The sequence below is a fragment of the Streptomyces sp. ICC1 genome (assembly GCF_003287935.1).
Taxonomy (GTDB): domain Bacteria; phylum Actinomycetota; class Actinomycetes; order Streptomycetales; family Streptomycetaceae; genus Streptomyces; species Streptomyces tritrimontium.
In genome coordinates this window covers 8,499,809-8,513,511 of the sequence record NZ_CP030287.1, presented here as the reverse complement: position 1 = coordinate 8,513,511, position 13,703 = coordinate 8,499,809, and the positions used below count along the sequence as shown (strand labels likewise).

The following is a 13,703-nucleotide window of genomic DNA, read 5'->3' as shown; positions in this document are numbered from 1 at the left end:
CCCCGGGCCACTCCTCAGCGCACGCCCCGCGTGCGGAACTGGACGCTGACGCGGGGGCCCACCGCGCGGGTGGTTTTGGGGACCGCGTGTTCCATCGTGCGCTGACAGGAGCCGCCCATCACCACCAGGTCGCCGTGGCCCAGCGGGAGGCGGAGCAGGGTGGGGCCGCCGCCGCGGGGGCGGAAGGCCAGGTCGCGCGGGTCGCCGACCGACACGATCGCGACCATCGTGTCCTCGGTCGCCGAGCGGCCGGTGCGGTCGCCGTGCCAGGCGACGCTGTCGCGGCCGTCCCGGTACAGGCAGAGGCCGGCCGTGGCGAAGGGTTCGCCGAGCTCGGACGCGTAGTGGCGGGTCAGCGCCCCGCGGGCCTCGGTGAGTGCGGGGTGCGGCAGCGGGTCGCCCTCGGCGTAGAAGGCGAGCAGGCGCGGCACGTCCACCGCCCGCTCGTACATCTGCCGCCGCTCGGCGTGCCACGGCACGTCGGCCGCGAGCCGTTCGAACAGCGCGTCGGCGCCCGACAGCCAGCCCGGCCGGTGGTCCACCCAGGCCCCGGCGCCCAGTTCCGTACGCCGCAGGCCCGCCGTCGGGCCGAGCCGGATCTCGTCGCCCTGGTCGAAGAGGGAGCCCTGGAGTGCGTGCATGGGTCCAGCTTAGCGCGCTATTCGAACACACGCTCGATGCCGGTTCGGGGTCGGGGTTTTTTTTTTTCCACGCGAAGACGGCCTACGGGATCCTGCCTAGGCTCGTGGGCTCGGAGGTGGGGATAAGGGGCAGGTCCCCGGACTCGAAGGCGATCTCCAGCGTGTCGCCGGGGGCGAGGGAGATCCGGCCGAGCGTGTGGCGGCGGTAGTTCGAGGCGCTGGGCAGGGTCTGGGACCCGGCGACCGCGCCGTTGACGCGAGCGGTGAACCGGCCGTTCGGCCCGCCCGTCGCGATCCACGCGGATATGTCGTACGCGCCCCGGCCCGTGGCCGTCACCGTCTGCGACACCTTCATGCCGGGCCCGCCGTCGAGGTAGGCGAGCCGGGCCGCGCCGTGCGGGTAGTTCGTGGCGACTCCGGTGCCGGCGGTGAACTGCCATCCCGTGCGGCCCTGTTCGAAGCCGGGGTTGACGACGGAGAGCGGGGCGGGCGCGGCGGGCCTGGCCTGGACGGTCTGTCCGGCGGCCGAGCCCGGCGGCGCCGCCGCGGCCTGGCCGCCGAGGGCGAGCGGGGTGAGGGGGACGAGCAGGGCGAGGGCGGACAGCAGCGACACACGGGAACGCGTCATCGGGTTCTCCCTGGTGGGTGTGGAGCGGGCGGCGGCCGGTCTCGCGGGGCGAGGCGGGGCGGTGCGAGGCGGTGCGAGGCGGTGCGAGGCGTGCGGGGCGGTGCGGGCGGCACGCTAGCAATCCGGTCGGAAGTTTTGCAATGACCTTGTCAAAGTTCCCTGTTGGATCGAACTGAAAGATTTCATCGAACTATTGCAAGTGACCTGGCGGCGTGGTTACAGTCCTGGCCAGTCGGCTACGGCAACGGTGCGAGCAGGGGTGGGTCAGGCATGGAACTGGAACGTCGAAGAGTGCTGCGGCTGGGCGGCGCGATCGCCGCGGGAGCCGGGCTCACCGGCCTGACCGCGTGCTCGGGCAGCGGTGACACGGGCCAGGGCGGAACCGGCGGCGAGAAGGACAAGGGCAAGATCTCGGTCTGGTCCTGGCAGGGGCCGGCCGCCGAGATGAAGGCCCTCGTACCGGAGTTCAACAAGAAGTACCCGCAGATCGAGGTGACGGTCGAGGACATCGGCAACCCGGCGATCTGGGACAAGATCACCACCGGGCTGGCGGCCGGCGGACAGGGCCTCGCCGACGTCCTGCACATCGGCGTCGACTACCTGCCGGGCTACGTGGAGAAGTTCCCCGGCGGCCTCGCCGACCTCGCCCCGCTGGGCGCGAACGCCCACAAGGACGCCTTCGCCCCGGGCCTTTGGCAGACCGTGTCCCCCGACGGCAAGCGCGTCAACGCCCTGCCCTGGGAGGCGAATTCGGCGGGCTTCTACTACCGCGCCGACCTCTTCGAGAAGGCCGGGGTCGACGCGGGCGCCCTCCAGACCTGGGAGGAGACCATCGAGGCCGGCAAGGAGATCAAGGCGAAGACCGGCGCCCACCTGCTGGGCATCGACAAGCCCGCCTCGCAGGCCGACGCCGCCAACTTCTTCCAGATGCTCCTGCAGTTGCAGGGCTCCTTCTACTTCAACCTCGCCGGGGACATCACGCTCGACTCCCCGGAGGCCGTCAAGGCCATGACCCTCATCAAGACGATGAACGACGCCGGCCTGGTCAGCGACCTGGCGGGCGGCTGGAACGCGCTGATGAGCTCCCTGAAGCAGGGGACGGCGGCCGTCCTTTCCATGCCCACCTGGTTCGGCGGCATCATCCAGGAGCAGGTTCCCGGGGAAGCGGGCAAGTGGAAGGTCCGGCTGCCCCCGGCCGTACGGCGCGGCGGCTCCACCGCGGCCATGGTCAACTCCACCCACCTCGCCGTCGCGGGCAGCAGCAAGCACCAGGCCGCCGCCTGGTCCTTCATCGAGTTCGTCCTCACCCGCCCGGCCTCGCAGGTGCGGATCTACCGGGGCAAGGGCATCGCCCCCGCCCTGATGGCGGCGTACGACGACGCGGTCTTCCACGAGCCCTCGCCGTTCTTCGGCGGCCAGAAGAAGGGCGAGGTCTTCCTGGAGGCCCTGAAGGCCCCCTCGCCCGCCTTCAACTACACCGCCGACTACGCCCGCGCCCTCAAGCTGGTCACCGACGCCCAGTCCAAGGTGCTCCTCAAGGGCGCCGACCCGGCGAAGGTGCTGGGGGAAGCCGCGGACCAGCTGGGCCGGCAGACCGGGCGCAAGGTCTCCCGGTGACCGTGACGCCCACCGGCCGCACAGCCCCCGCCGCCCCCTTCCCGGGGGCGGCCCCGCGGCGGGCGCGTCGGCGGCGCGTCGCCCCGTACCTCTTCGTACTGCCCGCGCTGCTGCTGTTCTCCGCCTTCAAGATCTACCCCATCGGCCGGTCCTTCGTGATCAGCCTCCACCAGACCGTCGGCGGGACCGAGCGGTTCGTCGGAGCCGACAACTACACACGGCTGCTCCACGATCCGCTGTTCTGGACCGCGCTGAAGAACACCGCGGTGATCCTCGCCGTCCAGGTGCCGGTGATGCTCGCCCTCGCCACCGGGCTCGCCGTGGCCCTGAACTCTGGTCTGCTGCGCGGCCGCACGGTCTTCCGGCTCGGCTTCTTCCTGCCCATGGTCACCGGCCTCGTCGCCTACGGGATCATGTTCTCCGTCCTGCTCAACCGGGACTACGGGCTGGTCAACTGGCTCCTCGACCTCGTCGGCGCGGGACCCGTGCCGTGGCTGACCGACCCCCTGTGGGCGAAGGTCTCCCTCGGTCTCGCACTGACCTGGCACTACACCGGATACAACGCGGTGCTCCTGCTCGCCCGCCTCCAGTCCGTGCCCGCCGAGCTGTACGACGCCGCGGCCGTGGACGGGGCCGGCGCCTGGGCTTCCTTCCGCCACGTCACCCTGCCCGGTCTGCGCCCCGCGCTCCTGCTCACCACGGTGCTCTCCACCATCGGCACCCTGCAGATCTTCGACGAGCCCTTCGTGCTCACCGGCGGCGGCCCGGACAACGCGACCCTGACCATCGGCGTGTACCTCTACCAGAACGCCTTCAAGTACTTCGACTTCGGATACGCCTCCGCCATCGCCTACGCCCTGGCCGTCCTCATCGGCATCCTCGGTGTGATCCAGTTCCGCCTCCTGGGGGAGAAGACATGACCGCCGCCCGCCACCGCGGCAGGAGCATCCTGCTCACCTCCGGACTCGCCATCGCGCTCGCCGCCGTCATGCTCCCCTTCTACTGGCTCGTGGTCGCCGCCACCCACAGCTCCGGGGACATCTTCGACAGCCCGCCCCCGCTGCTGCCCGGCGGACACCTCGCCGACAACCTCCAAACGCTCCAGGACACCGCGCAGTTCGGCCGGGTCGTCCTCAACTCCCTGCTCATCGCGGCCGTCTACACCCTGTGCGCGGGAGCCGTCTGCGCCCTGGCCGGCTACGGCTTCGCCAAGTTCCGCTTCCGCGGCCGCGAGGCGCTGTTCGGGCTGCTCATGCTCGGGCTCGTGATTCCCGCGCAGGTCACCCTCGTACCGCTCTTCCAGATGATGGCCGAACTGCGCTGGCTGAACACCTACCAGGCGGTGATCATGCCCAACCTGGCCCTGCCCTTCGGCATCTTCCTGATGCGCCAGTCGATGGCCGCGCTCCCCGACGAGCTCCTCGACTCGGGCCGCATGGACGGCTGCGGCGAACTGCGGCTGTTCTGGAAGGTGGTGCTCCCGCCGATGCGGCCCGCCCTGGCCGCCCTGGCGATCTTCCTCTTCCTCTACCAGTGGAACGACTTCGTCTGGCCGCTGATCGTCCTGCGCGACAGCGCCTCGTTCACCATCCCGGTGGCCCTCGCCTCCCTCCAGGGCCTCGACGAGACCGACTACGGCGCGATCCTCGCCGGAACCGCCGCCGCCGCGATCCCCATGGCCCTCGTATTCCTCGCGCTCCAGCGCCAGTTCGTGTCCGGCCTGCTCGCCGGCGCCGTGAAGGAGTGACCGTGCAGACCACCACCGCCCCGGCGGACGGAACCGAGGCCGTGACCACCGCGGGGCTGGCGCCGGCCCGGGGCGAGCCGCTGCTCGACGGGGTCTCGATCGCCGTCCTCGCCCACGCGCTGGGCGTCCGCCCCACCTGGTCGCTCGGCGAGCCCGAAGGCGGACTGCGCGTGCTGGAGGTGCGGGCCGACGGAGCCCCCGTCGAGATCCGCTTCTCCGTGCCCCTCGGCGACGCCGCCGGATACTGGCACCCGCAGGGCGGCTGGCGGCGCACCCTCCTCGCGGACTGGGAGGGCCGCTCCCGGGTCTCGCTGGTCGACGGACACGCCGCCGGCTGCCTGTACGACCACTCCGGCGCGACCCTGCTGACCTTCGCCGCCGCCGACCCGGTACCCGAGGCGACGCTCCGGTTCGGCGTCTCCGAGGAGAACGACACCCACGTCGTCCACCTCCGCCTGCCCGCCTCCCGCTTGTGAATAAGAGACATGCGGGGGTGCCCGGACAGGGTGGGACGGGGGGACGGGACGGGGGCAGGGGCTGCTCAGCCGAACTTGCGGGCGGCCCTGCGCAGGTCGTACTCGTGGATGATCGCCTTGGCCTGGCCGTACGAGAGCTCGTGCGCCCCGCGCAGCCAGCTGACCTTCTCCTCGAATCGGACGAGGGAGGGGCCGTCGTCCACGGTGCGGAGCCAGTCGGAGAGTTCACGACCGGTGGTCTGGGGGATTCTGTCGATCATGTTGCGGTGTGTCTGCTCGGAGAACTCTACGGACATGGGCGCCTCCGGAGGTATCGCCGTGCTGCTCTCTTCACGCAACCGTGCCGGAGAGTTCGCCCGTTGGCAATGGTGCGCGGGCGGCGCGTAAGGTCGGCCGGGTGCTCGATACCTCACCCCTGACCGCCGCCGTGGAACGTTTCGCCGACCGGCTGCGGGCCGCGCCGCAGAGCCGGCTCCAGCGGGGTGCCGCCGAGGTGGCGCTGGACCTGGCCCGGGAGCTCTCCGTACGGGCGCAGCGGCTGGAGGAGGCCGCCGGGGGCCGCGGGGGCGCCACAGGGGCGGCTCCGGCGCGGGAGATGCCCGATGCCGGGATCTTCGTCGTCGGGGACCAGGTGGCCGTGGCCGGGACGGACCTCGCCGAGGCGCTGCGCGGGGTCGGGCCCGGGGCGGGCCCGAACGGCACGAAGGCCCCGTCCGAGGCGCTGGACGAGGCCGTTCGACTGGTGGAGCAGGCGGAAGTCAGAGCGATGCGATGACGCGGTCCGCGAGGATGTAGACGTTGCTGTCCGGGTCCTCGGAGTCACCGCAGGAGAAGGTCAGGGCGTAGGCGCCGGAGATGCCCGAGCCGCCCAGCAGGACAGGCGCACTGCCCGAGCGCAGGGCCTCGGCCAGCCGCTCGGCGGTCTCCCGGTGGCCCGGGGTCATGCAGAGCGTGGTGCCGTCCGTGAAGACGTACACGTCGAGGGTGCCCAGCGGGCCGGGGCGGACGTCCGCGAGGGCCGTGCGGGCCTCGGCGAGCTCCTCCAGGCGGCTGACCGTGCGCTCGTGGTCGGCGCCGGGGTGCGAGGCCTGGACGGGCACGAAGTCGGGGTGCGAGGGGTGGCGCCGGCGGGCGGCGGCCAGCTCGGCCGAGTCCTCGGGGTAGGCGGGGTACTCGCCGGACCCGTCGACCTCCTCGCCCAGGAGCGGCTCCAGGCCGACCATGTCCACCTGCCGGGGCAGGAAGACCGGGCTGTCCTCGCCGAGGCCTCCCAGGCCGCCCAGCAGCGAGGGGGCGTCGGCGGCGTCACGCGCCTCCTGCGCGGCCCAGAAGGCGCGCGCCTCGGCGAGCTCGCGCTCGCGCTCCTCGGCCAGGGCCTCGGCGACGGCGGCTCGTATCTCGGCCGCGGGGGACTCCACGGCGCTGCGGGCGTGCGGAACGGTCGCACCGCGAGGGTGCGCCGACACCGCCAGCTCACCGCGCAGCGCGCTGACCTGCTTGCGCAGGCCGTGGACGGCGTGCAGCGCAGCAGCGCCCACGGCCGTGGCAGCGGCCGTGGTCAGCAGTAGGGCAAGAGACATGGCGCTCACTGACTAGCTCCTGGTTGATTCGATCCCCCGACTTCCTACATCAGCTTGTCCCGACCTGGGAATGGCTTGCAGTGCATTACGTCATGAATTGGACAGGTCTTTCGTCCCGGAGCCCCCACTGGGAACCGTCCTGACCTGCGAAAACGATGATCCCCCAGGACGAAGGTCACATCCTGGGGGACATTTGGTTACAGAATGGCCGCGAGAGGATTAGATTTCGCGTCAGTACGGCGTACGGGATCAAGCGGGATCCCGTACGCCGCCTGGCATCGGACCTTGATCCCGAAGGCCGGTCTCCGCTCCGGGTCAGCTCAGGCGCTCGATGACCATGGCCATGCCCTGTCCACCGCCGACGCACATCGTCTCGAGGCCGAACTGCTTGTCGTGGAACTGCAGGCTGTTGATCAGCGTGCCCGTGATGCGCGCGCCGGTCATCCCGAAGGGGTGACCGATGGCGATGGCCCCGCCGTTGACGTTCAGCTTCTCCAGCGGGATCTCGAGGTCCCGGTAGGACGGGATCACCTGGGCCGCGAAGGCCTCGTTGATCTCGAACAGGTCGATGTCGCCGACGGTCAGGCCCGCCCGCTTCAGCGCCTGCTTGGAGGCCTCGACCGGGCCCAGGCCCATGATCTCGGGGGACAGGCCGGTGACGCCGGTGGACACGATCCGGGCCAGCGGGGTCAGGCCGAGCTCGCGGGCCTTGGTGTCGCTCATGACGACCAGCGCCGCGGCGCCGTCGTTCAGCGGACAGCAGTTGCCGGCCGTGATCAGGCCGTCGGGGCGGAAGACCGGCTTGAGGCCCTGGACGGCCTCCAGGGTGACCCCGGCGCGCGGGCCGTCGTCCTGCGAGACGACGGTGCCGTCCGGGGTGGTGACCGGGGTGATCTCGCGGGCCCAGAAGCCGTTCTTGATGGCTTCCTCGGCCAGGTTCTGCGAGCGCACGCCGAACTCGTCCATGTCCGCGCGCGTCACGCCCTTGAGGCGGGCCAGGTTCTCGGCGGTCTGCCCCATCGCGATGTACGCGTCGGGGGTCCGGCCGTCCTCGCGCGGGTCGTGCCAGGTGGAGCCGGTGGACTGGGCGACCTCGACCGTCCGGGCCTCGGACTCGGCGAACAGCGGGTTGTGCGTGTCCGGCAGGCCGTCGGAGGAGCCCTTCACGGTCCGGGACACCATCTCGACGCCCGCGGAGATGAAGACGTCGCCCTCGCCCGCCTTGATGGCGTGCAGCGCCATCCGGGAGGTCTGGAGCGAGGAGGCGCAGTAGCGGGTGATCGTGGTGGCGGGCAGGTGGTCCATGCCCATCTGCACCGCGACGATCCGGCCCAGGTTGTGGCCCTGCTCGCCGCCCGGCAGGCCGCAGCCCAGCATCAGGTCGTCGATCTCGCGGGGGTCCAGGCCCGGGACCTTGGCGAGGGCGGCCTGGATGACCGTGGCCGTCAGGTCGTCCGGGCGGACGTCCTTGAGGGATCCCTTGAAGGCGCGGCCGATCGGCGACCGGGCGGTGGAAACGATGACGGCTTCGGGCATCGGGGCTCCAAGGGAGGTGGTGTCGTACCGGGACCGCATGCGAAGTTACCGCCCCGTACCGTCGAGGTCACTGCCCGCGGGATGTGACTCCGGTCGCTCCGGCACCCCCGGGCGTGTCCCGGGTCTCCGCGGGACACCTTCCCTACGCCTCCCCGCCGGACCCCGCCGCGAGCCGCTCGGGGCCCGGGAGGGCGGTGAGGTCCTCGCCCGGCACCTGCCGCCTGCGCCGGTGCTTGAGCAGGGCCCACGGCCCGCGCGCCCCCGTGACCTCGGTGCCCGCCTGCCCCGCCGCCGCCGAGGCGGCCTTGGCCACCGGGAGCATGTCCTCGTCCCGCGAGACGTCCAGCCGGTCCGATTCGGGCCAGACGCCCAGGGCCGCGCACAGGGTCGGCAGGACGGCCATGGCGGCGGTCGCGTACCCCTCCGCCGAGGGGTGGTAGGAGTCCGGGCCGAACATCTCGCGCGGGTTCGCCGCGAACTCGGCCCCCATCAGGTCGCCCATCGAGACGGTACGGGCGCCCAGCGCGAGCACCCCGATCGTCTGGGCGGCGGCCAGCTGGCGCGAAACGCGCCGGGCCAGCCAGCGCAGCGGCTGGTAGACCGGCTCGATGGTGCCGAGGTCGGGACAGGTGCCGACCACGACCTCGGAGCCCGCGAGCCGCAGCCGGCGTACGGCCGAGGTCAGCAGCCGCACCGACTGGGTCGGCGGCATCCGCCGGGTCACGTCATTGGCGCCGATGATGATCACGCACACGTCGGGGGCCGGCCCGTCACCGTCCAGCAGCAGCCCCACCTGCCGGTCCAGGTCGTCCGACATGGCACCGGACAGCGCCACGTTGCGCAGTTCCACCGGCCGCTCGGCCACCGAGGCCAGCCCCGAGGCCAGCAGCGCGCCCGGGGTCTGCCGCGCCCGCCGCACGCCCAGGCCGGCGGCCGTGGAATCGCCGAGGATCCCGAACCGCAGCGGCCCCGGGCTCATCTCCGGCCCGCCGAACTCGCTCCCGTACAGTCCGTCCGCGCGCGGCGGATCCGCCAGTCCGGTGCCGACCGTCCGCTTCGCGAGCTGCATCTCCGCCACGACCAGCCCCACCGCGGCGGCCACGGCCGCCGCAAGCACGCTCGCCCAGATCCACGGGAGGGATGCCAGCTCAGCAGAGCTCAACACCACGCCCCGAGTTGAAATAGGGGTCTTACCTGACGGCACCAAACAACTGCCCATGGTCGCGTGGGCCAGCACGGACCCAAGCCCCCACATCCCGCCCCGCCGGCGGGCGATGCCCCGGGAGTCGCCCCAGCGCGCGCCCACCAAACGCAGCCGTGCGAGCTCCAGGATGCGGTGATCCTGGATGGAGCCGCCCCATGACCCGGGCGGCTCCATCCAGGATCACCGCATCCTCGACCCCTCGGGGACGCCCCATGTCCGCGCCCTCCCTCCAGTTAATAAATGCTCGTTCATTTATTAAAACGCGGGATCCGCTTCGAGGCAACCGTCGCCCGGCTCCCCGGCACGATGGCCGCCGCGGGGTCTGGCATCGTTGCGGGCATGGATTCCGCACCGCACGGCGAGCCGTCCCGGCACCACGATCCGGGGATGTCCCTCGACCGCTTCACCGCGCGCGTGCTCGTGGTCTGCCCGCGGTGCGGCGGCCGCGCCCTGGTCGTGCCCCGGCCCGACCTCCCCCCGGTCGCCTACTACACCGACCTGTTGTTCCGGCCCCGCCGGATGACCTGCGCGCAGTGCGGTGCCCTCGCCGAGTGGGAGGCCGGGGTGGAGGGACGCGCACTGCGGGGCGTGACCCCCGGCGGCACCGAGGACCCGTTCTTCCGCCGGCCCCTGTGGCTCCAGACCCGCTGCGCGGGCCGCGTCCTGTGGGCCTACAACGAGGAGCACGTCGACGAGCTGGCCGCCTACGTCGGCGCCCGACTGCGCGAACGCGGCGCGTTGAGCCCGACGCGGGCGATGTTCCCCCGGCTGCCCGGCTGGATGAAGGCCTCCGCCCACCGCGCGGAGGTCCTGGCCGGCCTGGACACGCTGCGCGCACTGGCCCCGCACACCTCCCCCGCCGACCGGTCCGACGCCGCGCACGAACGCGGCGACCGCCCCCGCCCGTCCGGGTCCCTGTACTTCCGCGGCGGTCCGTACTAGTGCTGTGACCGGAGCCGGTGGTGGAGCGGTGGGCTCCGCCGCCCCAATGGCGCACCCGGGTCGCGACGGTCCGCCCCGGATGGTGGGCTGGCCGGGTGACCGCTCGGCCGACCGGGGCCGGTGCGGCCCCGGTGAGCGGAGAAGCGTCGTGGCCAAGGCCTATCTGGTGGGTGCGGGCATCGCTTCCCTGTCGGCGGCGGCGCTGCTGATCAGGGAGGGCCGGTTCGAGGGCTCCGACATCACGATCCTGGAGGCCCAGGACCGCACGGGCGGGAGCCTGGACGCGGCGGGAGACCCCGAGACCGGCTACACCATGCGCGGCGGCCGCATGTTCGAGCTGCACTTCGAGTGCACCTACGACCTGCTGAGCTCCATCCCCTCCCTGGACGCGCCGGGCACCTCGGTCACCGACGACACCTTCGCCTTCCACGAGGACTTCGCCTGGAACGACAAGGCCCGCCTCGTCGACTCCGACGGCCACCGCGTCGACACCCGATCGATGGGGTTCTCCGAGCGCGACCGGCTCGACCTGGTCGCGTGCGTGGCCACCCCCGAGTCGCGCCTCGACGGCAAGCGCATCTCCGACTGCTTCACCCCGGAGTTCTTCACCACCAACTTCTGGTTCATGTGGTGCACCACCTTCGCGTTCGAGCCCTGGCACTCGGCGATCGAGTTCCGGCGCTACCTCAACCGGTTCGTGCACCTCTTCAAGACCTTCGACACCATGTCGGGGATCTACCGCACCCGCTTCAACCAGTACGACTCGATCGTGCGCCCGCTCCAGTCCTGGCTGCGCGCCAACGGCGTCTCGTTCGCGATGAACACCACCGTGACCGACGTGGAGCTGGCCGACGGCGACGCCGTCACCGTCACCTCCCTCTCCTGTACGCGCGACGGCGCGGCCGAGCGGATCCCCGTCGGCCCCAAGGACCTGGTGTTCGTCACCAACGGCTCGATGACCGCGAACTCGACCCTCGGTTCCACCGATTCCCCGGCCGTGCTGGACACCTCCGCGCCGGACGCCTCGTGGCGGCTGTGGCAGACCCTGGCGGCCAAGCGCCCCCACCTGGGCGACCCTTCGGTCTTCGATTCCTCCGTCGCGGACTCCACCTGGGGCTCCTTCACCGTCACCACGAAGGACCCGACCTTCTTCAAGGCCATGGAGGAGTTCTCCGGCAGCGAGGCCGGCAAGGGCGGGCTGATCACCTTCAAGGACTCCGGCTGGCTGCTGACCATCGTCCTCAATCACCAGCCGCACTTCCACGAGCAGCCCGAGGACACGTACGTCTGGTGGGGCTACGCCCTGTTCCCCGACAAGACCGGCGACCACGTGGGCAAGACGATGGCCGCGTGCACGGGCCGGGAGATCCTGAGCGAGGTCCTCGGACACCTGCGCCTCGAGCAGAGCGAGCAGATCCTGGAGTCCTCGATCGTCCGGCCGGCGCTGATGCCGTACATCACCAGCCAGTTCCTCGTCCGCAAGGCGGGCGACCGGCCCCGGGTCGTCCCCGAGGGGTCCACCAACCTGGCCTTCATCGGCCAGTACGCCGAGGTCCCCGACGACGTGGTGTTCACCGTCGAGTACTCGGTGCGCACCGCCTGGACCGCCGTCGCCGGGCTGCTCCGCCTGGACCGGCAGCCGCCCCCCGTCTACAAGGGCGGCCACGACCCCAAGGTGCTCCTCGAAGCCCTGCACACGATGCACCGCCGCTGAGCGGGTAGCGTACGCCCCTCGACGACAGAGAGGTGCGGCCATCGTGACCCGAATCCCGGACGTGGGCGATGTCGTGGGCGATTTCTCGCTGCCCGGCGGCCAACTCACCGAGGACGTTTTCGTACGAGGGGAGTACTCGCTCGGCGAACAGCGCGGCAACCCGGTCGTTCTCGCCTTCTACCCCGGCGACAACACCCCCGTGTGCACCGCGCAGTTGTGCTCCTACTCCGACGGCCTGGAGGCGCTCGCCGCGTGCGGTGCCCAGGTGTGGGGCATCAGCCCGCAGGGCGTCGACAGCCACGAGGCCTTCGCCCGGTCCCGCGGACTGCGGATGCCGCTGCTCGCCGACACCGACCGGGAGGTGGCGCGCGCCCTGGGCATCGCCGCCCCCGTGATCGGCCTGCGGCGGGCCGTCTTCGTCGTCGCGCCGGACGGCACCCTGCACTGGAAGCACGTCGGCACGCTCGGGATGAGGTTCCCGTCCGCCGAGGTGATCGCGGAGCAGCTGGCCGGCGTGACCGCCGCCGGCTGAGCTCAGGAGGCGGCCGCCGACGGCCATCCAGAGGGCTTCGGTGAAGCTGAGCACGAAGGCCTTGCTCGCGCCGCAGACAGCCATGTGGGGAAGGGGCTGGTAGGCGCCCATGCTGGCGACGTTGATGCCTTACGCGGCCGGGAGCTCGCCGGCCAGCGCCTCGAGCCGGTCCGCGCGGCGGGCGACGAGGACGGGGCCGGATCCCCGGGCGGCCGGCCGGCGCGCGAACTCCTCGCCGAGCCCGGAGCCGGCGCCCGTGATCAGTGTGGTCTGGCCCCGGTAGTCGACCGCGTTCATGGCCCGTCTCCCCTCGTCGTGGCGGCGTACGTCGCGCTGCCGGGACACCGTACGCGGACGGCGGGAGCCGATCACGGCCGAGACCGGTATCTCCCGGTCTCGGCCGTGCCGGTCAGCGGACGTCGAAACTGACCGAGGTGGCCTTGTCGTTCATGCCGTCACCGACGTACGCGTTGTAGCCGTAGTACGTCTGGTGGGCGCCGCGGAAGTCCTTGTGCTCCCAGAGGGTGATCGGGCACGTGATGCCCTGGGCCGAGCTCACCGTGTCGTTCCAGCCCCACTTGCCGAGGTCGTTGAACTCGGGGTAGCGCCAGTTGCAGCCGACGCTCCCCCGGAACGTGAACTCGCTGCCGCCGGAGTTGGCGTCGCTCCAGATCCGCCCGAGGTCCTTGTAGTCGGCCCGCGCGCCCAGTTCGGCGGCCTGGGCCTTCGTCGCGAAGCAGCCGCCCTCGCCGGTGTCGACCACGTACGTGCAGAAGGTGGGGGCCTTGGGCGCCGGGGCGGGTGACGGTCCGGCGGCCGAGGCCGGTCCGGCGGCGGCCGTCGCCAGCGCGAGGGCGGTGGCGCCGAGGGCGAGGGCGGGTCGGATCATGCGCATGAAGTCTCCTCAAACGGGATGACAGAGGGCTCGGTGCGCGAATCGCGCTGAACCACGACATGACTCAACAAGTCCGGTCGGTCGTCCGTCGAGGGGGCGGATGTGACGGTGGCAAATTCGATTCACCCGACACCGGTCCCGGCCCGGGCCTCCCGCTGGCCTGATCACCGTGCCGGCGGGTGCCGCGGCCG

At 71.8% G+C, this 13,703-nt stretch carries 16 protein-coding genes; 8 read left to right on the top strand and 8 right to left on the bottom strand.

The features are described 5' to 3' along the window. Window positions 1-14 precede the first annotated feature (14 nt). Both DRB96_RS39910 and DRB96_RS39905 read right to left on the bottom strand, forming a co-directional pair. Window positions 15-641 (bottom strand): alpha-ketoglutarate-dependent dioxygenase AlkB, encoded by a 627-nt coding sequence (locus tag DRB96_RS39910; protein ID WP_112452770.1) that lies wholly within the window; start codon window positions 639-641, stop codon window positions 15-17. An 82-nt stretch (window positions 642-723) separates the two neighbouring features. Then, complete coding sequence (locus DRB96_RS39905; protein ID WP_162689143.1) at window positions 724-1,269, bottom strand: hypothetical protein; 546 nt, start codon at window positions 1,267-1,269, stop codon at window positions 724-726. A 270-nt stretch (window positions 1,270-1,539) separates the two neighbouring features. Between DRB96_RS39905 and DRB96_RS39900 the strand changes: the two genes are divergently transcribed. The 4 genes from DRB96_RS39900 to DRB96_RS39885 are packed head-to-tail and all read left to right on the top strand — an operon-like array spanning window position 1,540 to window position 5,109. After that, window positions 1,540-2,886 carry a sugar ABC transporter substrate-binding protein gene (locus DRB96_RS39900; RefSeq protein ID WP_112452768.1) on the top strand — a complete coding sequence of 449 codons (1,347 nt, stop codon included), beginning with the start codon at window positions 1,540-1,542 and terminating at the stop codon, window positions 2,884-2,886. Further along, a complete protein-coding gene (locus DRB96_RS39895; protein WP_204357937.1) occupies window positions 2,883-3,806 on the top strand; it encodes a sugar ABC transporter permease in 924 nt (307 codons plus the stop codon). The genes DRB96_RS39900 and DRB96_RS39895 overlap by 4 nt, the downstream gene beginning before the upstream one ends. Next, the gene (locus tag DRB96_RS39890; protein WP_112452767.1) at window positions 3,803-4,633 is read left to right on the top strand and encodes a carbohydrate ABC transporter permease; all 831 of its coding nucleotides are present in this window, start codon (window positions 3,803-3,805) and stop codon (window positions 4,631-4,633) included. Before DRB96_RS39895 ends, DRB96_RS39890 begins: the two co-directional genes overlap by 4 nt. Before the next feature lie 2 nt (window positions 4,634-4,635). Continuing rightward, window positions 4,636-5,109: a hypothetical protein gene (locus tag DRB96_RS39885; RefSeq protein WP_204357936.1), complete on the top strand. Its 474-nt coding sequence runs from the start codon at window positions 4,636-4,638 to the stop codon at window positions 5,107-5,109. Window positions 5,110-5,174: 65 nt separating this feature from the next. On the opposite strand, the gene DRB96_RS39880 is transcribed toward DRB96_RS39885, so the two are convergent. Further along, on the bottom strand, window positions 5,175-5,405 hold the full coding sequence (locus tag DRB96_RS39880) for a DUF4287 domain-containing protein (protein WP_112452766.1): 231 nt from the start codon (window positions 5,403-5,405) through the stop codon (window positions 5,175-5,177). A 101-nt stretch (window positions 5,406-5,506) separates the two neighbouring features. Here DRB96_RS39880 and DRB96_RS39875 point away from each other — a divergent pair, with 101 nt between their 5' ends. Continuing rightward, complete coding sequence (locus tag DRB96_RS39875; RefSeq protein ID WP_112452765.1) at window positions 5,507-5,884, top strand: hypothetical protein; 378 nt, start codon at window positions 5,507-5,509, stop codon at window positions 5,882-5,884. Here the strand turns inward: DRB96_RS39875 and DRB96_RS39870 are convergent. From DRB96_RS39870 to DRB96_RS39860, 3 genes are all read right to left on the bottom strand, one after another. After that, window positions 5,868-6,689 carry a hypothetical protein gene (locus DRB96_RS39870; protein ID WP_204357935.1) on the bottom strand — a complete coding sequence of 274 codons (822 nt, stop codon included), beginning with the start codon at window positions 6,687-6,689 and terminating at the stop codon, window positions 5,868-5,870. The two genes, DRB96_RS39875 and DRB96_RS39870, sit on opposite strands and share 17 nt — an antisense overlap. Before the next feature lie 315 nt (window positions 6,690-7,004). After that, window positions 7,005-8,225 carry an acetyl-CoA C-acetyltransferase gene (locus tag DRB96_RS39865; protein WP_112452763.1) on the bottom strand — a complete coding sequence of 407 codons (1,221 nt, stop codon included), beginning with the start codon at window positions 8,223-8,225 and terminating at the stop codon, window positions 7,005-7,007. A gap of 142 nt (window positions 8,226-8,367) precedes the next feature. After that, the gene (locus DRB96_RS39860) at window positions 8,368-9,294 is read right to left on the bottom strand and encodes an SGNH/GDSL hydrolase family protein (protein ID WP_239517903.1); all 927 of its coding nucleotides are present in this window, start codon (window positions 9,292-9,294) and stop codon (window positions 8,368-8,370) included. A 474-nt stretch (window positions 9,295-9,768) separates the two neighbouring features. Between DRB96_RS39860 and DRB96_RS39855 the strand changes: the two genes are divergently transcribed. The 3 genes from DRB96_RS39855 to DRB96_RS39845 all read left to right on the top strand — a co-directional run bounded on the left by DRB96_RS39855 (window position 9,769) and on the right by DRB96_RS39845 (window position 12,617). Then, complete coding sequence (locus DRB96_RS39855; protein WP_112452762.1) at window positions 9,769-10,371, top strand: hypothetical protein; 603 nt, start codon at window positions 9,769-9,771, stop codon at window positions 10,369-10,371. Between the two features lie 148 nt (window positions 10,372-10,519). Continuing rightward, on the top strand, window positions 10,520-12,085 hold the full coding sequence (locus DRB96_RS39850; RefSeq protein WP_112452761.1) for an oleate hydratase: 1,566 nt from the start codon (window positions 10,520-10,522) through the stop codon (window positions 12,083-12,085). A 43-nt stretch (window positions 12,086-12,128) separates the two neighbouring features. Then, window positions 12,129-12,617, top strand: a complete 489-nt coding sequence (locus DRB96_RS39845; RefSeq protein ID WP_112452760.1) for a peroxiredoxin — start codon at window positions 12,129-12,131, stop codon at window positions 12,615-12,617. 129 nt (window positions 12,618-12,746) lie between these two features. Here DRB96_RS39845 and DRB96_RS46435 read toward each other — a convergent pair whose 3' ends face one another. Together DRB96_RS46435 and DRB96_RS39835 are read right to left on the bottom strand one after the other, a co-directional pair. Then, window positions 12,747-12,914, bottom strand: a complete 168-nt coding sequence (locus DRB96_RS46435) for an SDR family NAD(P)-dependent oxidoreductase (RefSeq protein ID WP_204357934.1) — start codon at window positions 12,912-12,914, stop codon at window positions 12,747-12,749. A gap of 112 nt (window positions 12,915-13,026) precedes the next feature. Then, window positions 13,027-13,512, bottom strand: coding sequence for a hypothetical protein (locus DRB96_RS39835; RefSeq protein ID WP_112452759.1), 486 nt, complete (start codon window positions 13,510-13,512; stop codon window positions 13,027-13,029). Window positions 13,513-13,703: the final 191 nt, after the last annotated feature.

Bases quoted from the DNA above. Each gene is read 5' to 3' on its own strand.
- DRB96_RS39910 (WP_112452770.1), bottom strand. From the start codon at position 641: ATGCACGCACTCCAGGGCTCCCTCTTCGACCAGGGCGACGAGATCCGG.
- DRB96_RS39870 (WP_204357935.1), bottom strand. From the start codon at position 6,689: ATGTCTCTTGCCCTACTGCTGACCACGGCCGCTGCCACGGCCGTGGGC.
- DRB96_RS39900 (WP_112452768.1), top strand. From the start codon at position 1,540: ATGGAACTGGAACGTCGAAGAGTGCTGCGGCTGGGCGGCGCGATCGCC.
- DRB96_RS39890 (WP_112452767.1), top strand. From the start codon at position 3,803: ATGACCGCCGCCCGCCACCGCGGCAGGAGCATCCTGCTCACCTCCGGA.
- DRB96_RS39905 (WP_162689143.1), bottom strand. From the start codon at position 1,269: ATGACGCGTTCCCGTGTGTCGCTGCTGTCCGCCCTCGCCCTGCTCGTC.
- DRB96_RS46435 (WP_204357934.1), bottom strand. From the start codon at position 12,914: ATGAACGCGGTCGACTACCGGGGCCAGACCACACTGATCACGGGCGCC.
- DRB96_RS39865 (WP_112452763.1), bottom strand. From the start codon at position 8,225: ATGCCCGAAGCCGTCATCGTTTCCACCGCCCGGTCGCCGATCGGCCGC.
- DRB96_RS39835 (WP_112452759.1), bottom strand. From the start codon at position 13,512: ATGCGCATGATCCGACCCGCCCTCGCCCTCGGCGCCACCGCCCTCGCG.
- DRB96_RS39880 (WP_112452766.1), bottom strand. From the start codon at position 5,405: ATGTCCGTAGAGTTCTCCGAGCAGACACACCGCAACATGATCGACAGA.
- DRB96_RS39855 (WP_112452762.1), top strand. From the start codon at position 9,769: ATGGATTCCGCACCGCACGGCGAGCCGTCCCGGCACCACGATCCGGGG.
- DRB96_RS39860 (WP_239517903.1), bottom strand. From the start codon at position 9,294: ATGCAGCTCGCGAAGCGGACGGTCGGCACCGGACTGGCGGATCCGCCG.